Origin of the sequence: Snodgrassella sp. ESL0324, assembly GCF_013344955.1 — a bacterium.
In the GTDB taxonomy this organism is placed as follows: domain Bacteria; phylum Pseudomonadota; class Gammaproteobacteria; order Burkholderiales; family Neisseriaceae; genus Snodgrassella; species Snodgrassella alvi.
Genome location: NZ_JAAEDS010000012.1, coordinates 253,913 through 277,119, shown reverse-complemented (window position 1 = coordinate 277,119; position 23,207 = coordinate 253,913). Strand labels below are relative to the sequence as shown.

General features: G+C 43.0%; 27 protein-coding genes and 1 tRNA gene. 23 read left to right on the top strand and 5 right to left on the bottom strand.

Annotated elements, in window-relative coordinates; genetic code table 11:
• Positions 1-23 precede the first annotated feature (23 nt).
• The 17 genes from GYY70_RS03460 (at position 24) to GYY70_RS03380 (ending at position 13,466) form a co-directional block, all read left to right on the top strand.
• A complete protein-coding gene (locus GYY70_RS03460; protein WP_037475441.1) occupies positions 24-479 on the top strand; it encodes a DUF441 domain-containing protein in 456 nt (151 codons plus the stop codon).
• Between the two features lie 68 nt (positions 480-547).
• A tRNA-Ser gene (locus tag GYY70_RS03455) sits at positions 548-638 on the top strand.
• 262 nt (positions 639-900) lie between these two features.
• A complete protein-coding gene (locus GYY70_RS03450; protein WP_174831299.1) occupies positions 901-1,407 on the top strand; it encodes a Gp37 family protein in 507 nt (168 codons plus the stop codon).
• 8 nt (positions 1,408-1,415) lie between these two features.
• Positions 1,416-2,819, top strand: coding sequence for a phage tail sheath subtilisin-like domain-containing protein (locus GYY70_RS03445; protein ID WP_174831298.1), 1,404 nt, complete (start codon positions 1,416-1,418; stop codon positions 2,817-2,819).
• A gap of 9 nt (positions 2,820-2,828) precedes the next feature.
• Positions 2,829-3,344, top strand: a complete 516-nt coding sequence (locus GYY70_RS03440; RefSeq protein WP_037475438.1) for a phage major tail tube protein — start codon at positions 2,829-2,831, stop codon at positions 3,342-3,344.
• A 121-nt stretch (positions 3,345-3,465) separates the two neighbouring features.
• The gene (locus GYY70_RS03435) at positions 3,466-3,750 is read left to right on the top strand and encodes a phage tail assembly protein (RefSeq protein ID WP_025330546.1); all 285 of its coding nucleotides are present in this window, start codon (positions 3,466-3,468) and stop codon (positions 3,748-3,750) included.
• The gene (locus tag GYY70_RS03430) at positions 3,692-3,898 is read left to right on the top strand and encodes a GpE family phage tail protein (protein WP_080690445.1); all 207 of its coding nucleotides are present in this window, start codon (positions 3,692-3,694) and stop codon (positions 3,896-3,898) included. Before GYY70_RS03435 ends, GYY70_RS03430 begins: the two co-directional genes overlap by 59 nt.
• A 165-nt stretch (positions 3,899-4,063) precedes the next feature.
• Positions 4,064-6,589 carry a phage tail tape measure protein gene (locus GYY70_RS03425; protein WP_174831297.1) on the top strand — a complete coding sequence of 842 codons (2,526 nt, stop codon included), beginning with the start codon at positions 4,064-4,066 and terminating at the stop codon, positions 6,587-6,589.
• Positions 6,589-7,485 carry a phage tail protein gene (locus GYY70_RS03420; protein ID WP_174831296.1) on the top strand — a complete coding sequence of 299 codons (897 nt, stop codon included), beginning with the start codon at positions 6,589-6,591 and terminating at the stop codon, positions 7,483-7,485. Before GYY70_RS03425 ends, GYY70_RS03420 begins: the two co-directional genes overlap by 1 nt.
• Positions 7,486-7,487: 2 nt before the next feature.
• Positions 7,488-7,709, top strand: a complete 222-nt coding sequence (locus GYY70_RS03415) for a tail protein X (protein WP_025330549.1) — start codon at positions 7,488-7,490, stop codon at positions 7,707-7,709.
• On the top strand, positions 7,697-8,794 hold the full coding sequence (locus GYY70_RS03410) for a phage late control D family protein (protein WP_174831295.1): 1,098 nt from the start codon (positions 7,697-7,699) through the stop codon (positions 8,792-8,794). The genes GYY70_RS03415 and GYY70_RS03410 overlap by 13 nt, the downstream gene beginning before the upstream one ends.
• Positions 8,778-9,407: a phage baseplate assembly protein V gene (locus GYY70_RS03405; protein ID WP_174831294.1), complete on the top strand. Its 630-nt coding sequence runs from the start codon at positions 8,778-8,780 to the stop codon at positions 9,405-9,407. Before GYY70_RS03410 ends, GYY70_RS03405 begins: the two co-directional genes overlap by 17 nt.
• A gap of 82 nt (positions 9,408-9,489) precedes the next feature.
• Complete coding sequence (locus tag GYY70_RS03400; protein ID WP_025330552.1) at positions 9,490-9,861, top strand: GPW/gp25 family protein; 372 nt, start codon at positions 9,490-9,492, stop codon at positions 9,859-9,861.
• Positions 9,858-11,003: a baseplate J/gp47 family protein gene (locus tag GYY70_RS03395; RefSeq protein WP_174831293.1), complete on the top strand. Its 1,146-nt coding sequence runs from the start codon at positions 9,858-9,860 to the stop codon at positions 11,001-11,003. The genes GYY70_RS03400 and GYY70_RS03395 overlap by 4 nt, the downstream gene beginning before the upstream one ends.
• Positions 10,996-11,574, top strand: coding sequence for a phage tail protein (locus GYY70_RS03390; protein ID WP_174831292.1), 579 nt, complete (start codon positions 10,996-10,998; stop codon positions 11,572-11,574). The genes GYY70_RS03395 and GYY70_RS03390 overlap by 8 nt, the downstream gene beginning before the upstream one ends.
• On the top strand, positions 11,574-12,815 hold the full coding sequence (locus GYY70_RS11935) for a phage tail protein (RefSeq protein ID WP_180214713.1): 1,242 nt from the start codon (positions 11,574-11,576) through the stop codon (positions 12,813-12,815). Before GYY70_RS03390 ends, GYY70_RS11935 begins: the two co-directional genes overlap by 1 nt.
• 9 nt (positions 12,816-12,824) lie before the next feature.
• On the top strand, positions 12,825-13,466 hold the full coding sequence (locus GYY70_RS03380; protein ID WP_174831291.1) for a hypothetical protein: 642 nt from the start codon (positions 12,825-12,827) through the stop codon (positions 13,464-13,466).
• Positions 13,467-13,828: 362 nt separating this feature from the next.
• Here the strand turns inward: GYY70_RS03380 and GYY70_RS03375 are convergent, their stop codons facing one another.
• Positions 13,829-15,151, bottom strand: coding sequence for an N-acetylmuramoyl-L-alanine amidase (locus GYY70_RS03375; protein ID WP_174831290.1), 1,323 nt, complete (start codon positions 15,149-15,151; stop codon positions 13,829-13,831).
• 3 nt (positions 15,152-15,154) lie between these two features.
• On the bottom strand, positions 15,155-15,625 hold the full coding sequence (tsaE, locus tag GYY70_RS03370) for a tRNA (adenosine(37)-N6)-threonylcarbamoyltransferase complex ATPase subunit type 1 TsaE (RefSeq protein WP_041879587.1): 471 nt from the start codon (positions 15,623-15,625) through the stop codon (positions 15,155-15,157).
• Positions 15,626-15,860: 235 nt separating this feature from the next.
• On the opposite strand from tsaE, the gene murI reads away from it, so the two are divergent.
• From murI to upp, 6 genes are all read left to right on the top strand, one after another.
• Positions 15,861-16,667 (top strand): glutamate racemase, encoded by an 807-nt coding sequence (gene murI / locus GYY70_RS03365; RefSeq protein WP_038648809.1) that lies wholly within the window; start codon positions 15,861-15,863, stop codon positions 16,665-16,667.
• A gap of 23 nt (positions 16,668-16,690) precedes the next feature.
• Positions 16,691-17,332 carry a phosphoribosylglycinamide formyltransferase gene (purN, locus tag GYY70_RS03360; protein ID WP_174831289.1) on the top strand — a complete coding sequence of 214 codons (642 nt, stop codon included), beginning with the start codon at positions 16,691-16,693 and terminating at the stop codon, positions 17,330-17,332.
• A gap of 17 nt (positions 17,333-17,349) precedes the next feature.
• Positions 17,350-18,024 carry a DUF3108 domain-containing protein gene (locus tag GYY70_RS03355; protein WP_174831288.1) on the top strand — a complete coding sequence of 225 codons (675 nt, stop codon included), beginning with the start codon at positions 17,350-17,352 and terminating at the stop codon, positions 18,022-18,024.
• 9 nt (positions 18,025-18,033) lie between these two features.
• On the top strand, positions 18,034-19,296 hold the full coding sequence (locus GYY70_RS03350) for an RsmB/NOP family class I SAM-dependent RNA methyltransferase (protein WP_174831653.1): 1,263 nt from the start codon (positions 18,034-18,036) through the stop codon (positions 19,294-19,296).
• A 22-nt stretch (positions 19,297-19,318) separates the two neighbouring features.
• Entirely contained in the window at positions 19,319-19,630 is a 312-nt protein-coding gene (gene grxD / locus GYY70_RS03345) for a Grx4 family monothiol glutaredoxin (protein ID WP_025330563.1), read from the top strand.
• A 75-nt stretch (positions 19,631-19,705) separates the two neighbouring features.
• Positions 19,706-20,338, top strand: coding sequence for a uracil phosphoribosyltransferase (upp, locus tag GYY70_RS03340; protein WP_025330564.1), 633 nt, complete (start codon positions 19,706-19,708; stop codon positions 20,336-20,338).
• Between the two features lie 265 nt (positions 20,339-20,603).
• On the opposite strand, the gene GYY70_RS03335 is transcribed toward upp, so the two are convergent.
• The 3 genes from GYY70_RS03335 to GYY70_RS03325 all read right to left on the bottom strand — a co-directional run bounded on the left by GYY70_RS03335 (position 20,604) and on the right by GYY70_RS03325 (position 23,040).
• Positions 20,604-22,013 (bottom strand): ATP-binding protein, encoded by a 1,410-nt coding sequence (locus GYY70_RS03335; protein ID WP_174831287.1) that lies wholly within the window; start codon positions 22,011-22,013, stop codon positions 20,604-20,606.
• Positions 21,989-22,651: a response regulator transcription factor gene (locus GYY70_RS03330; protein WP_084547155.1), complete on the bottom strand. Its 663-nt coding sequence runs from the start codon at positions 22,649-22,651 to the stop codon at positions 21,989-21,991. Before GYY70_RS03330 ends, GYY70_RS03335 begins: the two co-directional genes overlap by 25 nt.
• 128 nt (positions 22,652-22,779) lie before the next feature.
• The gene (locus tag GYY70_RS03325; RefSeq protein WP_084562939.1) at positions 22,780-23,040 is read right to left on the bottom strand and encodes a hypothetical protein; all 261 of its coding nucleotides are present in this window, start codon (positions 23,038-23,040) and stop codon (positions 22,780-22,782) included.
• Between the last annotated feature and the right edge of the window lie 167 nt (positions 23,041-23,207).

The window sequence follows — 23,207 nt, the reverse complement described above, 5'->3', positions numbered from 1 at the left end:
TTTCAATAATCTTAAATCAGGGGATGAATATGTCTTTCTGGGCAAGTAATGCAAATGCTTTGCTGCTATTATTGTTTGTGGCTTTGGGTATTATCGGACATAACCCTTCTGTAACCATTTCTGCACTGATTATTTTGCTGGTGCAGCAAACGCCTTTGCTTAAATATGCACCTGTACTGGAAAAATACGGTGTGCAACTGGGTATTATGTTACTTATGATAGGGGTACTGGCTCCTTTAATTACTGGTAAGGTTCAGCCTGCACAAATTGCAGCTCTGGTAACCAGTTGGAAAACCATGGCTGCAGTAGTGGTAGGTATAGTGGTGGCATGGCTGGGCGGACGCGGTGTTCATCTGATGCAGGTTAATCCGACCATTGTCACTGGTTTAATGATTGGCACCATTATTGGTGTGGCTTTTTTACGCGGAGTACCGGTCGGACCTCTGATTGCGGCAGGATTGTTATCACTGATTTTATAGTAGCCGGATTGCGAAGTTCTTGCCAGAAAGATACGCTCTCGTTATAATGCGCGCAATTCCATTCTCACGGAGAGGTGGATGAGTGGTTGAAGTCGCACGCCTGGAAAGCGTGTATACGTGAATAGCGTATCGAGGGTTCGAATCCCTTCCTCTCCGCCAAATTATGATTAAAAGCTGCGAATGCAGCTTTTTTTATAGCTGTTATTTAAAATGCTTTTGTCATTTTAATGTTTATACTTTTTTGTATATTCATATTCTGAGTGTCATCTTTGTTAAAGATGACAATTTGATTTTGTAAATATTTTATTGATTTTTTGCTGGCAGGTTTAAGCTGTAAACTGTTTAGTCGCAATATTTATTTCCCTCACAATTTTGATTGTGAGGTTTTTTTGTGCCTGCCGGAATGTATGGAGAGTACTGGATGAATTTAACCCGTTCTGTTTTAAATGATGTGCAGACACATCTTCAGCAAGCATTGCCGAAATATTCAGTACAACTGATGCCTAATAGTTTAAAGAATTATCAGTTTGTTCATTCGCTGGGTACGGTCTTAATCGGTTATCAGCGCAGTAAATTTAAAAAGCCGCGCAGTACGGATCTGATTGTACAGGAGAGGCATTTGCAATTGCGTTTTACTGTTTTTGCACGTGCTTTGGATGGTGAAAACGGTGTTCTGGATTTACTCGATTCTTTACGTCTGGCATTAGTGGGATTCCAGCCTGAACATTGCCAGCAAATCCGATTGTTGAGTGAGCGCTTTCTGGGTGAGGCCGACGGAGTCTGGCAATACCGGTTACGCGCTCGCACCGAGACACTTCAGGTGGAGCAGCGTCCGGTGATTAATCAGCAAAATTTGGTCAAGTCTATACCAACTCGTGGTGAGATTAAGGCCAGAGCTATTTCACATTCTGTAATTTCGAAGGAGTAAAAATCATCATGGCAGCAGCCTATTTGCATGGTGTTGAAACAATTCGTATTGATGGTGGCAGCAGCCCTGTCTATACCGTAGACGGGGCAATTACTGCAATTGTCGGTACCGGTATGTCTGGTCCGGTTAATGAGTTAACTGTATGTCAGACTGTTAAAGATTTCAGTCAGTTCGGTTTCCTGACTGGTGCAGGTTTCACTTTACCTGATGCGGCCAATATCTGGACTCGTTATCAGTCTGGTGTTGCTTATGTAGTGAATGTACTGGATCCGGATAAACATAAAACGGTCGTTGATTCTGAGTTACTGGTTATTGACGGTGATACGCTGACTGCGAAAACAGCCCATCCGGCTGTACAGGCAGGTTATACAGTTCTGGCTGGTAATCAGACATTATCAGAGGGTACTGACTATGCTTTGAATAATGAAACAGGTGAGCTGACTTTTGTTCAAATGCGTTCAGATGTCTCTATTAGTTATACTTATCTTGATCCAAGTAAAGTAACTTCAAAGGATATTATCGGCGGTTACGAGGCAGCTACCGGTAAGCGCAAAGGGATGGAACTGCTTACGGAAGGTTTTACCCAGCTGGGAGCAGATGCAAAAATTATTATTGTGCCTCAGTTTGATGCGGAAGCGACAGTGGCGGCAGCTATGGTTACTCTGGCTGATAAGCTTGAAGCTATTGCCTATATTGCTGCGCCGAAAGGAACAACGCTTACTCAGGCTGTTCAGGGGCGCGGTTCGCTCGGTAATATTAATTTTCAGACGTCTTCGGATCGGGCGCAATTATTTTATCCCTATGTTACCGGTACCAGTGGTGAGCTGGAAAGTCTGGCTACTCATGCAGCCGGTTTACGAATGCGAACTGATGTTGAACAGGGTTATTGGTTCAGTATTTCCAATCGTGAACTGTCCGGTGTAACGGGTATGGAGGTTTCGCTGACTGCACGTATTGATGATCCGCAGGCAGAAACCAATCGTCTGAATGAAAAGGGTATTACGACGGTATTTAACAGTTATGGTACTGGTTTCCGCTTATGGGGTAACCGTCTGGCCTGTTTCCCGACAGTAACACATATTAAAAACTTTGAAACTGCACAGCGTACCGGCGATTTGATTAATGAATCAATTCGCCGCGCTCAGTTACAGTATATTGATTTGCCGATTGATGATGCGCTGATTGACAGCCTTCTGGGTACGGTGCGCACCTATCTGGGTACGCTGAAGAGTATTGTTGGTTTTAGTGTTAGCCTGGATTATGACTATGATCTGGCTGATGCTTTTAGTAAAGGGCAGGTACCAATTAAGTATGACTATACGCCTAAACTGCCTGCAGAACGTATCACTAATACCAGTGTGATGACCCGTACTTATCTGGCTAATTTGATTAGTAACCAGTCTGCCGCTTAGGAAACAGTTATGACAGAATTTAATGCAATTTATAATGCCAATGTTTATGTTAATGGTAATAGTCAGTTAGGCCGTGCCAGTCAGTTTAAATTACCGGATATTTCTGTTGGTCAGACAGAAACTAAAGGTCTGGGTCTGGTGGGCTCAGTAAAACTGCCTAGCGGGATTGAGGCACTGGAAGGGGAAATCACCTGGAATAGTTTCTATCCGGATGTGTTTACAAAAGTATATAACCCTTTTAAAGCTTGTCAGTTAATGGTTCGTGCCAATGTGCAGGCATTTAATGCTTCCGGACTTGCAGCTGAGGCTCCGATGGTCGTGACTGTAATGGCAACTTTCAGCAAAAATCCGTTGGGAACTTATAAACCGAAAGAAAAAGCTGAATTCGCCAGCACTTTTCAGGCTACTGAAATTCATCAGACAGTAGCTGGTCGTGAAGTGTTGTATTACAACGCATTTACCAATCAGTACCGGGTGAATGGTGTGGATATGCTGGCGCAGATGCGTGCAAATATTGGTATGTAATTTTTATTTGTATTGATGTATTTGAATGCTCACTCTGATTACCGGAGTGAGCTTTTTTATGGTTGAAGTATTTTTATATGCTGAATTGATTCAGTAATTATTGATTAGTCGAGGAATAAATATGGCACAAACTGAAGCGCAAAATCTGCAAGAACAATTGGGTACAGGCAAAGTAATTAAACTGGCGGAACCACTGCAAACACCAAGTGGTGCGATAACGGAGCTGACATTGCGCCGGGTACGGGTTAAAGATTTTAAACGTGCTGCAGAACAGTATCCTGATAATGCAGTATTACAGGAAGCTCAGTGTCTGGCTATGGCATCTGGTCTGCAAAGTGAAGATTTTGATGAGTTGTCATGGGAGGACTACACGCAGGTGCGTCAGTTTTGTCTGGGTACTCACTGATTGGGATAGTTTTTATCAGGCAGCTGCGGATTTAGCGTGGTGGTTTGGTTTTTCTCCGGCAGATATTGATGAAATGTCTCTGGAGGAAATTTTGCAATGGCAGCAACAGGCTAACCGGCAGATTAAAGCCAAATACAGCAAACTATAACTGGTTGCTGTCTGAAGTAACTGTGCTGTTAACTTGTTGTAAGCTTATAAGCGTGGTTATGAAGCGATAATAAGTTGACAGTCACAGTAATCGAAACAACAAATAATATAAATAAGTAGATTCCAATACAGTTAGGTGATTGGAGAAAAATATATTGGTGCCGTTATGGATAATGGATTCGTTTCTGATTTTGGTGAGGTGCACCGTTCTGTAAAGGCTTTTGGCTTTGCTATCAGTACAGCGACCCGGCATGTTGAGGAGATGGGAAAAGCTTTACAAGGTTTACATGGACAAATTCGCTCTATTGATAGTTTTTCAGCAGCGACGGCTAAAGCGGGTAATGCTCAGGATAAATTAACTCAGGCAATTGAAAGACAAAATAAGCTTCTGGAGCAGCGCACTAAAATCGGTAGTGAATTAAGCAAAACTAAGAGCACGCTGCAAGCTTTGATGAAACCAGCTGAAAAGTCTGTAAAAATTTATATGGAGCGCGAAACATCTGAAACCGGGCTGAAGCAGGCTATGATGCAAAATGATGGCAGATCAGGCGGATTTGATCAGATTAATGCCCGAACAGCACAGCTAAGCCTTGAGCAGCGGGGAAATAAAAATGATTTTACCAGTCTTGCCACTAATATGAAGATGGCTAATATGTCTGATGATTCGCTACTTCAGGGAGGTATGAAGTCAATAGCCAGTTTTAATGCATTATTCGGTAAAAAAATTGAGGATATTTCTGTTGCCAAAGGGCTGATGCAAACTTATAAGCTGAAAGATACTGAATTATCAGCCGGTCTGGACGCTGTACAGAAAATGGCTTATTCGACCGGAATGAGTTTGGAAGATATAGAAAAATTTCAAAGTGCTATGGCTTCTCCTCTGCAAAGACTTCATCTGACCGGTTTACAGAATCAGCAAAAAATATATGCTTTAGAAGGTATGGCAATACAAGGCGGTATCAGTAAAGCTGCGGCCGCAGATGGGATGGAAGAATTTCTGAATAAGCTGGCGCAGGGACCTAAAGCTATGCATCTGGCTACGTCAGCTATGAATGCGGAAATGCGCCAGATGATGCAGAAATCCGGTGTAAAGTTTGATTTATTTAATAAAGACGGTTCACTTAAAGACATGCGTGTGGTTATTAGTGAGCTGGAAACGAATTTTAAAACTGTTAAAACTAAGTATGGTGAACGCGCTGCACTGAATATGATGGATGCTGTGTTTGGCGGGAAGGGCGGACAAGTTGCTTCAGCCGCTGCTAAAGGTGGTCATACCGGTTATCAGACCATGCAAACTAAAATAAATCAGCAGCCTTCTCTTGATCAGCGAGCAGAACTGCAGACAAATACGCTGGCTGTCAGTATGGAAAATCTGCAAGATTCGGTTGCTGAGGTCGGGAATGCTTTTGGTGCTATTCTGGCACCGGAGATTAATACTTTCGCTCAGGTGGCTAAAGATGTGCTGCTTAATACTGTATTGCCTTTTATTCAGAAACATCCGACGCTGATTAAATCTGTAGTGGCTTTTGGTATTGGAATGGCAGGCTTACGGATGGTATTACTGACTGTTCGTTATGCGATTACTATGGTTACCGGTCCGCTGGCTGTTCTGCGTACTATTTTTGCCCGTTTTCAGGTGGCACGTGAGCTTAAGCAAAGTGGTTCTGTATTTAAGCGTCTTCGAACTGCAATTTCCTCAGTCGGAAAATCTGCAGGTTCATTGCGTCAGAAACTGATGTCTTTTGGCAGTAAGCTGTCCGGCATTGGAAAAAAGTTTGCTGTTTTTAGTAAAGGTCGTGCTGCATTAGGTTTATTGAAGAAAGCATTTGGTGCAATTGGTCGTGCAGCAATGGCTCCCATCAAAAAAATTGTGCAGTCTTTTGGTCTGATTTCTAAGGCGTTGAGACCTCTGTTTTCGGTTTTTTCGAATTTGGGGAAGGGGTTTAGTGTTTTAGGTAAAGGCAGGTTTGTACTTAATTTGCTGCGTCAGGGAATTATGGCAGTAGGCCGGGCCTTCTTGATGTCACCGATAGGCTGGGTTGCGCTGGCCATTGGTATGGCCGCCTTATTGATTTATAAATATTGGCAGCCAATCAAGAAATTCTTTATTGGTTTATGGGATACGGTTAAGACCAAATTTGAAGCCGGTATGAATTTTTTCAGAGAATTACCTGCTAAATTCAGTGAATTCGGGCGCAATATTATTGATAGTCTGGTCCGAAGCTTTACTGAAGGTATCAGTAAAGCTGTTAATGCTGTAGGTGAGTTTGCCAGTAAAATTATTAATAAGGCTAAATCAGTATTGGGTATTAATTCCCCCAGCCGGATATTTAAAAGTATCGGCAGCTCGCTGATGGAAGGAATGCATCTGGGAGTTGATCTCGGGGCGGATAAACCTGTTTCGGCGATAGGTCAGGTAGCTGAGCGTTTACAGCAGAAATTTAAAGCCGGTTCCGGAAAGCTGACTGCACAGTTAAATGAAAAAATGCAGCTAAATGCAACAGAGTTTGCACAGAACCGTTATCCGGCCGGACATGATTCAAGTGCTGTAACCATTAATTTTAATCCAACAATTCAGGTTAATGGTAATGCTGACCGTTCAGTCATTCAGCAGGCGCTTGCACTGAGCCAGCGTGAATTTGAGCAGATGTACCGGCGCATGATGCAGGCAAAAGAGTTGAGGAGTTACTGATGTATGCAATGCTAGGGGATATTCGCTTTGAACTGCTGGATAGTTTCACCAGTTATGAAGAAACGCACAGTGCTGTTTTTGCCAAACATGATGTACTGGCCGGGCGACCGCGCCTGCAGGCTACCGGTAATGATTTGACTACGATACGTTTTGGTATGCTGCTGCATTGGAAGCTGGCTAATCCGGATAATGCCTATAATGCGCTGATTAGTGCTAAAGAAGCGCAGCAGGCGCTGGCGCTGGTGTTCGGTTCCGGGCGGTTTGCGGGCTGGTTTGTGATACAGCAATTAAGCAGTACAACTTTAATCCAGGATGCTAAAGGGCGTACGGCGGCGCGCGAAATTAGTGTTGAATTGCTTGAATTTGTTGGTGATCCGAATAATCCGTTACCAACACCGGGAATCATGACCGGACAGAATCCGCTGCTTGCTTTTTTACCGGAGTCGGTTAAAGGCGCGGTTAATAAAGTTTCCGCAGCGGTTCAGACTGGTGTGCGTATTTATCATTCTGTTGAACAGAATATTACTGATATTCAGAACCTGATTACGCGCGCGCGTACTGTTCAGCATAATACTGCCGGCTGGATGGGGTTGATTGCAGATGTATTGTCTATAGGTGGTCAGACTCTGGATAAACTGAATACTTTACCTGAGATTGGTGAATGGTTCGGAAATCTGGCCGGAGCAGCAGATTTTCTGTCTTACACGGGTCAGGCAGCCTGTCAGCTGCAAACATGTATTAATTTAATACAAACCGGTTACGATAGCGGAGAGTGGGGCGACTGGCTGAATACCAGTGAACAAGTGTTAGCAACGGTAGAAGACAGTATTGGAAATGCAACTGCAGGTACTCAGTCATTGACGGCGTGGCTGGCAGCAAGAAAAGATGAGGTCTGATTATGGTTGATTCAGTCTTGCAATATCAGACCAGTGAAGGGGATCGCTGGGATTTGATTGCACATAAATACTATGGTGATGCCACGATGATTGACAGGCTGATTGCGGCCAACCCGCATTTAGCGCTGGCTGAACAATTTACGGCAAATCTGACTGTACTGATTCCGGTTATCCGGTCTGATACTCATGCTGCTCAGGAGGATATGCCACCATGGATGCGTTAAATATGCTAAAAGGATTATCCGGCTTAAGCAAAACACATCCGGTTACTATGCCGGATTTTATTATCGGATATGAAAAAAAAGACATTACATTAGCAATTAAACCTTATCTTATCAGCATTAGTTATACGGATTATCTGGGTGAGCAATCAGATGAGCTGTCTGTGTCGTTTGAAGATACAGATGGCAGATGGTTGCGTAACTGGTATCCTGAACAGGGTGATTTGCTGTCGTTTTCTCTAGGTGATCAGTTTACCGGTCTGGTGAATCTTGGTAATTTTGAGATTGCGGATATCGATTATGCATTTAAACCAAATGTGATTACTCTGAAAGCGCTTTCTACGGGAATTACTTCGGCCAGCCGGACTTTACAGCCTAAGGCGTATGAAAAAACCACTCTGGAAAAAATTGTACAGACAGTAGCCGCACGATTACAACTGGTGGTTAAAAATCCGATTGCCAAGCTGGAAATTGAACGTATCACACAGTATCAGGAAAGTGATGTTGAATTTCTGGCGCGACTAGCAAAACAGTTTGGCTATACTTTTAAAATTGTTGATAAGACTCTGGCTTTTATTGCCAACACGGAATTAACTGCACAGGAACCGGTACTGGAGTTGCTGCCAGAAGATATTGAGTCAGCCAGTTTTCGCGATCAGATCAAAGGCGTTCCTAATGAAGTGGTTGCTTCCGGCTACGACCCTAAGACTAAACAAGTACGTACGGTTAAGCGTAAAGGACAGCCGTTACGCCCGCAAAGTAAACAGGGTGCAAGCGGTGACCAGCTGAAAATTGTGGCTAATAAAGGGGAATCACAGCAGCAATTAGCTGCACGTGCAGATGCTGCATTGGCCGATGCACGCAAGTGTCAGGTAACCGGCACTCTGGATCTTTTTGGTAATGTCAAGCTGGTAGCCGGTCAGATTATTCGTCTGAGCGGTTATGGCAAAATGTCGGGAAATTACCAGATTAAGCAGGCAAGCCATAATTTGAGCCGCAGTTCAGGTTATGTAACGTCTCTGGAAATAAATATGATTGAATATATTGCTGATGACGCAGATGGTGATACGCATGCAGAAACTGTATGAATTCGGTGCGACTTTACAGTTTGGTATTGTTGAATCCATAGATGCCGGACGGCATATGCTTAAAGTCAGTTTACCGGCATTAGAAAATATTCACACTGACTGGCTGCCAATGCTGACTGCTGCTGCAGGCGGAAACAGTTTTTATTCACTGCCTGACAGAGGAGAGCTGGTCGCCTGTATTCTGGATGCACGGGGAGAAAATGGTGTGGTTCTGGGAGCCTTATACAATCAGGCTGATAGTACACCGGTAAATAATAATAATGTCTGGATGAAAAAATTCAGCAATGGTACGGTGATCAGCCATAATCGCAATAGTGGTGAAGTTTGTGTTCAGACTGGCGGAGCAGTAATCGTAGAAGCAGATACGGTACTGGTTAAAGCAGGAGATATTACTCTTGATGCACCTACCACTACTGCTACCGGCAGCTTACTGGTACAGGGGCAACTGACCTATCAGGGCGGAATGGCCGGTTCCGGCGGTGGTGGTACGGCGGCCTCAATAACCGGCACAATTAAAGTTGAAGGCGGAGATGTATTAGCCGATGGTAAAAGTCTTAAGAGTCATACTCATCCTGATCTGACTTCAGGTGGAAATACGGGCAAACCAAACTGATAATCAGCGAAACGCTCTGCTAATTCTTATTTTTTATATCCCTGTTCATTCTGACAGGGATTTTTATTTTTGGAAAACCGCTATGACCATAACACCGCGTACCCGCCACTGGCAGCTAGCGCCACTGGATAGTGGCTGCGATATTGTTACCGGTATTGATGATATTAATCAATGTATTTTGAATATTTTAATAACCCGTAAAGGGACAGATGTAACCCGGCCGACTTTTGGTTCAGACCATCTGGACTATCTGGATACACCAGAAGATGTCTTTATTCCGGGTGTAACCCGTGAAGTGATTCTCGCTATTCAAACCTGGGAAAAGCGTGTGGTAGTGGAACAGGTCACTTTTACTGGTCACGCACCTGAACTGACGATAACTGTTCATTGGCGGATCGCAGAAGAGGTAGCCGGTGAAATTTATCAAACAAATATTGGGTTGGTACAAAAATGACAGATTTAACTAAGCTTTCACGAACAGATGTAAAAATAGTTGAAGACGATCTGGCAACGATTCTGGCCGATACCATAAATGATTATCAGAATCGTACCGGCAAAACATTACAGCCGGCGCATATTGAACGCTTACTGATTAATACTTATGCCTATCGCGAGGCATTAACCCGCCAGCAGATAAACGAGGCCTATAGGCAGCAACATGTACGTTTTGCTACCGGCCTGATGCTGGATTTATGTGGTGATGATGTTAATACTCCGCGATTACAGGCTCAGCCGGCACAAACAACCCTGTGTTTTCAGGCTGCTCTAAAAGGTAAAGAGCAGATTATGATTCCGAAAGGGACCAGAGTGACTGTAGATTCGCTGATATTTGCCACTACCGCAGCAGGCATGCTTACTGCAACCACTCCCAGCATTGAGCTCAATGCTGTCTGTCAGGCATCGGGAATCATAGGAAATGGCTGGTCAGCAGGCCAGATTAATACTTTAGCCGATCATTTGACTGATATTGCTGAGATTAAGGTCAGCAATGTTACAACCTCAGGAGGCGGCATAGATATTGAAAGTGATGATGCTTATCGGGTACGTATTCTGCTTGCTCCTGAATCATTTTCAGTTGCCGGACCTGTAGGAGCTTATGAATATTTTGCCAGACAGGTAAGTCAGGACATCATAGATGTCTATGTAAGCAATGATACTGATAAACAAGGTAAACCCTTGGGAGGTGTTGTTGCAGTGACTTTGCTTACAAAAACCGGTTTGCCCTCAGCAGAACTAGTTAATCAGGTTCAGACAGCTTTGTCTGATGAGCGGATACGCCCACTATGTGATCAGGTGATTGTACGGGCTCCGAAAACGTTTACTTATCAGGTAAATGCAATATTAACTTTATATATTGGTGCTGATGCAAGAACTGTGCTTGCAGCAGCCCGAGCTGCCTGGCAGCAATATCAGATTAGTCAGGAGCAACGACTCGGAGTAGATGTAGTTCCGTTAGTTATACAGTCATTATTAAAAGTTGATGGTGTTTATAACGTTGCCACACCGAATTTAGCGTTGACTAAGATTGCTGCTGATACATGGGCACACTGTACGGATCTGACCCTGAGCATAGCTGAGGAGGCAGTGGATGGCTAGGCTGACATATGCAGCAGTGATTGAGCGTGATCAGCGTATGCGGGCACTGGCTGCTCTGGGATTGCGTCTGGATTTGGTGAGTACGCCACAGCTTATGCCCCGGCTAGTAGAACTGGTATTGCCCGATCATCTTGAACTTCTGGCTGAAAGCCATTGTATTCTCGGAGTAAACGGATACTGGCTGGCAGAAAGCAATCAGGCCAAACGTCAATTGATTAAAGGTGCATACGAGCTTCACCGTAACAAGGGAACACCCTGGTCGTTACGGGAGATTGTCCGCCGCCTCGGCTTTGGTGAAATAACGATTATTGAAGGGCTTAATCACCAGCGGCACAACGGTAATATTCAGCGCGATGGTATGTATGTACGCGGACATAATAGTTACTGGGCGCATTACCGTATCTTACTGAATAACCCGATTACTAATCAACAGGCAGCTTTATTACGTCAAACTCTGGCTGCTTTTGCTCCGGCACGCTGTGTGCTTTCCAGTCTCGACTATACTGCTGTACCACTACAGCATAACGGACAGGCACAGCGGGATGGCTCATTTAACAAAGGAACTGCTTAATGGCAAATTTAAAAGAATCTTCGTTCTGGGAAGAAGGTATTTATCAATGGGAAACATCCGATCCGGTATTGGGCGGGGAAAATGGTATCGATAATGTACCGACAAGACAGCTGGCTAACCGAACCAAATGGCTGAAAGACAATAAGCTGGATAAATCAGCTACCGCTGCCAGCGCAGATTTGGCTAAAAAAGCACAGGTAGCTGACAAACTTAGCAAAGCCAGAAATGTGGGTGGTGTCGCATTTGATGGTACAGCGGATATTGATTTACCCGGTGTAAATAAGCCCGGAAATCAGGATACATCGGGAAATGCGGCTACAGCCTCGTATGCGGCTCAGATAGCTGCAAGAAAAATTGGTGGAGTTATATTTAATGCCAAAACAGATGTAGATTTACCCGGTGTCAATATCAAGGGTAATCAGGATACATCTGGTAATGCTGCTACTGCAACTAAATTGCAAGCGGCCTGTAAAATTGGTGATGTGCAATTTGATGGTACAGCGGATATTGATTTACCCGGAGTAAATAAACCCGGTAATCAGAATACATCCGGTAACGCAGCTACTGCCTCATACGCGGCTCAGATAGCTGCCAGAAAAATTGGTGGAGTTATATTTAATGCCAAAACAGATATAGATTTACCGGGTGTCAATATTAAAGGTAATCAGGATACATCTGGTAATGCTGCTACTGCTACCAGATTGCAAACAATATGTACAATAAATGGCGTGCCATTTGATGGCAATACCAATATTAATACTACGCCTGCCGGAGCTGTACAGTTTTTTGCCATGGATTCTGCACCAGTCGGCTGGTTAAAAGCTAATGGTGCAGCTTTATCACGTACTACATATGCAAATCTGTTTGCTGCAATTGGCACACGCTTCGGTGCCGGGGATGGCTCAACAACGTTTAATTTACCGGATTTACGTGGTCTATTTTTGCGAGGATGGGATGATGGGCGAGGTTTAGATAAAGATAAAAACCGTGAATTAGGAAGCTTGCAACATGATGAAACTTTCTCAGATAAAGATAAGACAAATAGATATTATCTAGTAGATTCAAAAGATCATAAAAATAAAATACTGATAGAACAAAACAATCTTCAACAGGAAGCAATATATAAAACAAATATGGTATCAACAGCCGTATTTGGTTCTGACCACATAATAGCCATTGGTGGTAGATCTTCTGAAGTACGCCCAATGAATGTTGCATTATTAGCCTGCATTAAAATTTAAGGAATGAAAATGGAAACACAAGCAAAAACTATTCCTGTATGCCAGTTAGACGAAAATAATTATTTTGTTGGAATGACTATCGCTGACTTAGATCCTCTGGCAAATAATGGTCATTATTTAATTCCCGCATTATGTATTCAGACTGAACAGCCGGAATTCAAACATGGATTTGTTGCTCAATGGACAGGTAAAACATGGAAGTATATTGAAGATCATCGCGGAGAAACCGTTTATAGTAAGAAAACCGGAGAAGTGGTGGTAATCAATGAATTGGGCATATTGCCAGCTACTGTAACTACAATACCTTGTCCTGATATTTACCATCAATGGTCTGATAAAACAAATAACTGGATAGAAAAAGCGGATGCTGAACAGTTACGCTTGCAGGATAAACGTAACAATGCCGGTTCATTATCCCGCACACAAATGCTTTCTCAATTGGAAATCACTCTGGGGAAAAATAAAGAAGCGTTAGTGAAAGATGCAGAAAATGTGTTAAAGGGAATTGATTTAATCAAGATTCGTAATTACATTCTGGAAACTCAGCTTTTTGCTTTAAACGATGATAATTGGTGGAAATATTTAACTGACGTTTTGCATCTGGGTGAAAAGCAAATATTTGATATATGGAATGAAGCCAGTAATATTTAATTGAATTATTTTTAATAATTTAATCTATAGCTTTGTGATAAGTTCATAGTTATTAATAGCTACGAAATATTATCAAATTTATTAAATAAATTGTTTTTTTGTTATTTTAATTATTAATTAATTCTATTTATTCCTAGTAATTTCAATTATTACAGGATATTGATTGTTGGCGGAATGAATAACCACAATCAATATCCTGTATTTCTTTTTATCTGATACCAATTTGTTCAAACTTTAAATTTATAAAATAAATTATTTTGATATTTAGGTATCCGATTTGTCTTTATTATGTCTATATAATATTGATTGCTTAAAATTAATATCATTTAGTCATTTTCTTTTTGTTTTTCCGAAGATTCTTATCAGCGGCGCGCCAGCACTGCTGTAGACAGATAATCCTTAATTCCGCTGCTAATTGAGTTTGCAACTTTTTTTCTGAAATCGCTGTTAGATAGTAAACGTTCTTCAGTCGGATTGGAAATAAAAGCTGTTTCAACCAGAATTGATGGGATATCCGGTGCTTTCAGGACGGCAAAATTTGCCTGGTCGACACTGCCTTTATGCAGGTTGTTGATTTTGGCCAGTTGATTCAGTACGTCTTTACCGAGTTTCAGACTATCATTGATGGTAGCTGTCTGAGTCAGATCAAACAGTGTGTTGTTGACATTTTTATCAGTTGAATAATTTACCCCGCCAATCGAATCAGCTGCATTCTGGGTTTGTGCCAGATATTTGGCTGCTGCACTGGTGGCGCCTTTGGGATTAAGTGCATACACACCAGTACCTTTTGCTGACGGATTGGTAAATGCATCTGCATGAATGGAAACAAAAACATCTGCTCTGAGTTTACGCGCTTTGGCTACACGTACACCCAATGGGATAAAAATATCTTCGTTTCGGGTCATATAAGTTTTATAACCATACGAATCCAATATTTTTTTTACTTCACGCCCTATGGCGAGTACTACATCTTTTTCACGCAGACCGGAAGGACCTGTGGCTCCGGGATCTTCACCACCATGTCCGGGATCAATCATGATTACAGGCTGACGATTCAGTTTATTTGGCGTACCTGATGGTTGAGGAGGCTGCTGAGTTACTGGGGGTTTATTTTCAGGCAGTTTTTTTACCGGAGGTGTGGAGGCTGTAGCCTGAGGACGGGTAGTGCCGTCACTGTTTACTTTACCGTGACTGTAATCCTGTAATAGAGCCATTAAGGGATCGTTTTTTTCCTGTTCCATGGCTACGGTGGCTGTAGGGTATAAATCCACTACCAGTCTGTTTTTAAAGCTGGCAACCGGAGCAAGCGAAAATACCTGAGGATTAACGGTGGTTTTCAAATCCATCACGATACGGATGGTTTCAGGATTAAATTGTCCGACGCGGACACTGGCAATATAGGGATCCATTGGGAGAACTTTATTGCTCAGTTCACGTAAAAACTGATTGGTGGCTGACCCCTGAATATCAATAACCAGACGGTCAGGATTCTTTAGCTGAAAATATTTAAACTGGATGGGTGTTGTGGATTCTAATGTCATCCTGGTATAGGCTGTGGCCGGCCAGATGCGTGAAGCCACAATATCAGCCCCTGTCTGGGCTGCGCGTACAAATGGAGTCTGGCTGATTAAAAGCGTGCCAGTAGATGCAATTAATAATTTCCGGCGGCTGATGTGGTTGGACATGGTTTATTCTGTAATTTTATTTAATGTTTTTGTTCCGTTTGTAGTAACGGCATTTATCTGTACTGTGCGGCCACTACCATTGATGGTGATGTTCAGGATAATGTCAGCCGGAGGTGCCAAATCACCGCCGAGCTGTGGCCATTCAATCAAAATAATGCTGTCTGCTGTAATCAGTTCATCCAGTCCTGCATCCAGCCATTCTTCCGGATTTTGAAAACGGTATAAATCAAAATGATGCAGGTTAAAGCTTTTAAACGGGTAGGTTTCAACTATATTGTAGGTAGGGCTTTTAACTGCACCGTTGTAACCAAGAGCGTTGAGTAAGCCTCTGGTAAAGGTTGTTTTGCCCGCACCCAGATCACCTTCCAGCCAGATAATCAGAGGAGGGCTGATAAGCTGTGCAAAACGTTCGCCCAGTTTCAGGGTATCGTTTTCATCAGCCAGAAAAATTTCACGGACTTCAGTGGCAGACATGGTGTTTTTAATTAATCAAAACGGGGTTATTATGCGATAAAGTTTGTAATAACGAAAGTAATAAAATTCAGTCTGTCTGTCTTGTTTCCGGATTCAGGCTTCTTTTATGTACATTTGTTGTGTACTGAGCTATGAGTATATTTCCGGGTCAATGCTATAATCACAATAATGACTGATATCCGATTAATTCAGTTTATGCTGAACTGAGTTGTCATGGTCAATAATGAAGAGACAAATGACTGCAATACAACAACCTATAGGTGTATTTGATTCCGGGGTGGGCGGCCTGACAGTGGTTCGCGCACTGATGGAACGGCTCCCTAATGAAAATATTATTTATTTTGGTGATACGGCGCGTGTTCCGTATGGTATGAAATCCAGACATACAATTGAAGTTTATACTGAACAGATTGTATCTTTTCTGCTTGAGCATGATGTTAAGGCGCTGGTTGTGGCCTGTAATACTATAGCTGCGGTGGCAAGAGAAAAAGTAAGGCAGCTTGCAGGCACAATGCCGGTTCTGGATGTAATTGCCGCAGGTGCACAGGCTGCTCTGGAAACCACTCAGAATAATCACATTGGTGTAATAGCCACCAGTACTACTGTTAACAGTAATGCTTATGCCCGGGCGATTCATAATCAGAATGCACAAACGCGTGTTTTTTCACAGGCCTGTCCGTTGCTGGTGCCGCTGGTGGAAGAAGGATGGCTGGATCATGAAGTTACCCGCTTGACAGCACGGGAGTATCTGAAGCCGATTCTGGCAGAAGAAGTGGATACGCTGGTTTTGGGATGTACTCATTATCCGTTACTGAAGCCTTTAATCCGTCAGGAGGCTCCTGATCTGAAATTAGTTGATTCAGCGATTACGACTGCTGAAGCCACTGCATTGGCACTGGAACAGCATAATCTGATTAATCCTGATCATTCAGGTGCGCAATACCGGTTTTATGTCAGTGATATTCCGCTACGTTTCCAGACAATTGGTGAGCGATTTCTGGGGCGAAGTCTGGAGCAGCTGGAAATGGTTTCTTTGGGCTAGGTATTTTGGTTGACAGGTGAGAGATGAGCGCTAAAAAAAGAATTGTGATTCTGATTTCCGGTCGCGGCAGCAATATGCAGGCTCTTGCAGAAGCCGATATTGCGCAGGCAGAAATTGTGGCAGTAATCAGTAATCGGGCTGATGCAGCCGGTTTACTGTGGGCTGAGCAACACGGGCTGACAACTGAGGCAATCAGCCATCATGATTATCCAGGCCGTGAATCATTTGATGCGGCATTGATTAAGCATATTGATGCTTATCAGCCTGATTTGGTGGTACTGGCTGGCTTTATGCGCATTTTAACACCTGAGTTTTGCAAACATTATACGGACAGATTAATTAATATTCATCCGTCATTATTGCCCGCTTTTACCGGACTGCATACTCATCAGCGTGCACTGGATAGTGGCTGCCGGGTTGCAGGCTGTACGATTCATTTTGTCACTGCCGAGCTGGATTGCGGTCCGATTATAGCCCAAGGTGTAGTACCTGTTCTGAACGGGGATACAGCCGATACTCTGGCACAGCGGGTATTAAAGATTGAGCATCAGCTTTTACCAAAAGCAGTGGCTGATTTTGTTGCTGGAAATCTGGTAGTTGAAGGTAACAGAGTTAAAAATCTTGCTGATGCTGTTACGGATAATGTGGCCTGCCTGAAAAACTGAGATGTTATGAGAAAAATATGAAGTTAAAAGTATATTCAGGTTTGTTGTTTGTCTGGATAAATTTGCTGTTTATACCTATGGCACAGGCAGCAGACCTGCCTAAGCAGGCACAATTGCAGTTTGTCGACAGTTATGGTTTGCCGGTAAATATGGATTTTGTGCAAAAGGATGGTCAGTATCAGATTAATACGCAAATTAATTTGATTTTTTACCAGATGCAGTTTGTTTCGTCCGGAACCGTAAAAGACTCAGTTTTAAATCCGCTTTCCTACACTGACAGCCGCTTTGGCAAACCATATGCTCAGGCACGTTTTTCTGAGCATGGGGTTGATTATGGTAAGGTTTCCGAAGCAGTTAAACATATGTCGGTGAACGGGCCGGTATATGATATGTTTGCTCTTGGCTGGCAGCTGGGCTTTAATCAAGGTAAATTGCCCGCAAATACTTATCTGACTAATGGTAAAAAAGTGTACCAACTGGATGCAGTTAATAGCCGTGGTAGTGATCAGCTGATGTTAAACGGACGGCAAATTGAGATCAGACAGTACAGTATCAGTCGTGGCGATGATGTAGTGGAATATGCATTCGCTCCCCAGCTTGAAAATATTCCGGTACGGATTAGCTATGTGGACAATGGTAAAGTATATACATTGCAACTGAAAGGCGGCCGGATTAACGGGAAGGTTTTTTAAGAAATTATGATAAATGCACAACAACTTGATTTAACTACTTCTGCGCTGGCACAGGTGTTAACATTCAGACAGCCTGCAGATGTTGTGCTCTCAGCTTTTTTCCGGCGTGAGCGCAAGCTGGGTATGCGTGACCGGCAGGAAATAGCTGAAACTGTGTTTGCTACTATCCGCCATTTGCAGAAAATTCAGAAGATGCTGCCAAAACCGCATCAAAAACCACGTCGGGCAGCTTTGGCTGCATTGGTTTTAGGGCGGGGAATAAGCGTACACGGTGTAGAATCACTTTGTGACTCAGAAGAAAAGCAGTGGCTGATTGATGTTAAAGAGCAAAAGTCTGCTTTTGCTTCCGATCTGACAACAGCTGCTGAGCTGCCTCAATGGTTAATTGAGTGTCTGCAACAGCAGGGCTGGGATGATAATCAGATTGCTACTTACGGTCGCAGTGTTATGCAGCCGGCGCCGCTGGATGTACGGGTAAATACTCAGAAAGGCAAACGTGATAAGATTCTGTCTGCGTTACAGGCAGAAGGAATGCGTGCTGAAGCTACGCCTTTTTCGCCATGGGGAATCCGGCTATTTGATAAACCGGCTTTAAACAAGCATCCGCTGTTTTTAGACGGTGTGCTGGAAGTTCAGGATGAAGGCAGTCAGCTGCTGGCGTTGCTAACAGGCGTTAAACGCGGTCAGATTGCTGTCGATTTCTGTGCCGGAGCCGGTGGTAAAACACTGGCGATGGGGGCAATGATGGCTGGCAGCGGACGGCTGTATGCTTTTGATGTGGCTGAAAAACGTTTGGCTAATATGAAGCCGAGAATGGTTCGGGCAGGTCTGACTAATATTCATCCGCAGCGGATTGATAATGAGCATGATGCCCGTATTGCCAGATTAAAGAATAAGGCAGATTGTGTGCTCGTTGATGCGCCCTGTTCCGGAATGGGCACCTTGCGTCGTAATCCTGATTTAAAATATCGTCAGAGTAATGACAATATCCGGACGTTGCTCGAGCAGCAACAATCAATTTTACAGGCAGCTTCTGAACTGGTACGTCCGGGCGGAAGGCTTGTATATGCAACTTGCAGTATTCTGGAAACGGAAAATCAGCAACAGTTAAATAATTTTCTGGCAGCCAATACAGGCTGGCATATAGAGCCGGTGCAGACTTTGCTTAAAAGTAATGTCTTACCTGATATGCAGGGTGACTATCTGCAGTTGAATACCGGTGAACATCATACAGACGGTTTTTTTGCCGCTGTACTTACACGCATTAAATAAAGTGATATAAGAAGGAATGTACATGAGTACTCAGGAAAGAATTAAAACGCTTGTTACTGAACATCCGGTTGTGTTGTTCATGAAAGGCACTAAGCAGTTTCCACAGTGTGGTTTTTCATCCCGTGCTGTACAAATTTTGCAAGCTGCCGGTTTAAAAGAGTTTTATACTGTTAATGTGCTCGAAGATGAAGATATCCGTCAGGGTATCAAGGAATATGCAGACTGGCCGACAATTCCGCAATTGTATGTAAAAGGTGAATTTGTCGGTGGTTCTGACATTATGCTGGAGATGTACGAAGCAGGTGAATTGCAGACTTTGCTGGCGTCTGTCTGACAGAGTTTTGTTCGGAAATATTTTCCGGTAGCTGTTTTATTCAGGTTTTATAGCAATTATTTTTTGGAACTGGCTATGAATATAAATGTGATTGACCATCCTCTGGTGAAGCACAAGCTGTCATTAATGCGAGAAGAAGATTGCAGTACTTATCGTTTTCGTACGCTGACTAAAGAACTGGCACGCTTAATGGCTTATGAAGCCAGCCGTGATTTTGATATAGAAATTGTCAAAATGCAGGGCTGGTGTGGTGAGATTGATGCTTACCAGATTAAAGGCAAAACGGTTACTATTGTACCGATTCTGCGGGCAGGGCTGGGTATGCTGGATGGCGTACTGGACTTAATTCCTACAGCTAAAATCAGTGTAGTAGGTTTACAGCGCGATGAAGAAACGCTGGAACCGGTACCTTATTTTGAAAAATTTGTCAGTCAGATGGATAAACGCCCGGCATTGATCATTGATCCAATGCTGGCAACAGGCGGATCCATGAATGCAACTATTGAGTTACTTAAGAAAAAAGGTTGCAAGGATATTAAGGCATTGGTTCTTGTGGCCGCTCCGGAGGGGGTAAAGGCGGTCAATGAAGCTCATCCTGATGTGACTATTTACGCGGCAGCTCTGGATGATCATCTGGATGATAATGGCTATATTATTCCTGGTCTGGGCGATGCTGGTGACAAGATTTTTGGTACCAAGCACTGGTAATTAAAATCCAGATTATTTCATGCAGTCTGATTACTGAAAGAATCTGCAAGTAAAAAACACAGAATTTTTGTATGGAAGATTCTGTGTTTTTTATTATGCTGAATTAAATTTAGGTTTGTTTAAAAAAAAGATATAGGTATCAGATAAATATTCTAAATAGAATTGGCTGGTCGGATAAGAAATAAATTTTTGTTTATAAAATGATAAATCGAATATTTTCCGGTTAATTATAATCTGATGCAATCATTTTGTTAGATTTAAGATGTTATTTGTTTTGTGCTTGCAGCTTATCTGGGCTGAATATCAGGCTTACAGCCAGTCCTGCTTTCTGTTCTGAATTTCGCAGGCCAGAGTCTGCCAGACTGATACTGATGTGCCACTGATCACACAGGGTCTTAACGATTGCCAGCCCGAGGCCGCTTCCGCTTTCATTGTTGCCCAAAATACGGTAAAACGGTTCAAATACTAGCTGGCGTTCAGTTTCAGAGATTCCCTGACCATTGTCTTCTATAAGTAAAATCGTTTTGTTATCTGTGGTTGGTCTAATGCCAATGCATATTTGCCCATCAACAGGAGTGTATTTGATGGCATTATTCAGTATATTTTTCAAAATAGTATATAAATCATTACTGCTGATTGGCAGAAAAACATCTTCGCTAATGTCGAAACTTAAATTCTGTTTTTTTTGTTCGGCCAGCGGCAATAATTCGGCAATTAAATCACGCAGTAAGGGCATTAGTGCAGTTTTCTGAGCATTGTTCGCTATCAGATGTTGCTGCTGCTGATGCTGTGCTCTGGCCATAGATAATAATTGGATAAGCAGCTGTTCGGTTCTTGCAATACCTGCTTTGATTTGTTCAATAAGTTTGTGTTGTTCCTGAATAGTTAATTCCGGTTCATCAAAACGTGCTATTTGCAAGGTAAGTGCGGTAATTGGTGTACGTAATTCATGTGCTGCATGACTGATAAATTTTTTATCATGCTCCATCGCAGCCTGTAACTGACTGAACAGGCGGTTAAGTGCGGTAATGAAAGGGCGGATTTCTGTCGGTACGTGCCTGGTATCCAGAGGTGATAAATCATTGGCGTTGCGTGCGGTTAATTCGCTACTCATTTCCTGCGTTGCCCGAAACAGGCGACGAATCCAGATAGCTGTAAACAGCCATAGAATAGGCATTAAAATAAGAAATGGCCAGACTACACTTAATGCACTGTCTTTGGCTATATGATTTCGGTATGCAGTACGCTGAGCAACAATAATTCGCTCACGTTCACGGGTGAGCAGGTAAACCCGCCAGTGACGAGCTACCGTAGTAAAGTTATGAAAACCATCAGGTAATTGCTGAAGGTTCTGCACAGCATTATCATCTCCCATCAGAATATTGAGATAGGGTGAATCTAGTGTCTGTGCCAGCACGCGCGGTTTGGGCAGCGTTCTGGCGCTTTCAGGAAAATTGAGATCTTCCTGTGTATCTCTGCGCAGTATGGAACTGCGCGGATCAAGTAAATGGGCTATCTGCTCCAGCTGAGCATCTTGTAAATCCTGTGTTTCCCGAAAAGCAGTCTGATAGGCAAGAATGTCACCAATAATAGCGATTGAAGTTACTACTATTGTTAAAACCAGTAATAAGCGCCACTGTAGTGATGAGACTATCCGCGTCGGTCTACCAGCCATCCCAGTCCTCGTACATTTTTAATCACATTACTGCCCAGTTTTTTTCTAATTCCGTGAATAACTACTTCTACGGCATTGCTTTCTACTTCTTCATTCCAGCCGTAGAGCTTTTCTTCCAGTTCCTGTCGTGACAGTATCGTGCCGGGTTGGAGCAATAAACTGTACATCAAAGCATATTCTCGTGCTGACAGCCGGGTAACCTGTCCGTTGGCACTGACTTCACGAGTAGCAGGATTCAGGGTAATGGTGCCATTGCTTAGTATAGGAGTTGCATGTCCGCTACGGCGGCGTAATAAAGCCCGGATACGCGCCAGTAATTCGGAAGGCGCAAAAGGTTTAATTACATAGTCATCGGCACCGCTGTCCAGACCATTAATGCGTTCTTCCACTGTGTCTCGGGCAGTAATCAGAATAACGGGTAAATCACAGTTTTTTGCACGCAAGTGACGTAACACACTTAGTCCATCCTGTCCGGGTACACCAATATCCAGTAGGGCAATATCATAAATTTCTGGTTGCAATGCATTTTCAGCTGCAATACCGTCAGCAACACAATCAACGGCAAAACCGGCAGCATGCAGCATATCGCTTAATGCCTCTGCAATCATTTTGTCGTCTTCAAGAAGTAGAATTCGCATGAGTTAACATTTTTCCGCATAGACTTGTAAACCAGTCTGTATTGTTTCAGACTGTGAGATATCTATGATAACAAAAACCGTTTCAGGATTCCTGAAACGGTTTTATTCAAACGTTAACCAGCGACTGATTAGTTAGTTTCAGTAGTGGTAGTAGTTTGTTTGGTTGTAGTAGTACTAGCAGCTGCTTTTCTTGCATGTGCTTTTTTAGTATGTACTTTTTTTACTGGTGTTTTTTTAACAGCTGGTTTTACAGTTTTAGCACTGGTGTTTTCAGCAGTAGTAGTTGTAGTAGTGGTGGTGGCTGTAGCTGGTTTAGGAGGTGTAGCAAAGGCAGCAGCAGCAGTTAAACCAAAGATAGCACTTACAACAGCAGCAGTGATTTTTTTCATGACAGATCTCCATTAAAAGTAATTAAAGACAATAACCATCTCGGTTCTTGTTGATGCACAGTATGGCTTTAAATACTTAGGCAAGACTTAGCTAAATGTTGTTTATTGTTAATTTAATGTAATTAAATGTTATTATTTAGAGTAAGTCTAGATTCACTTATTAGTTT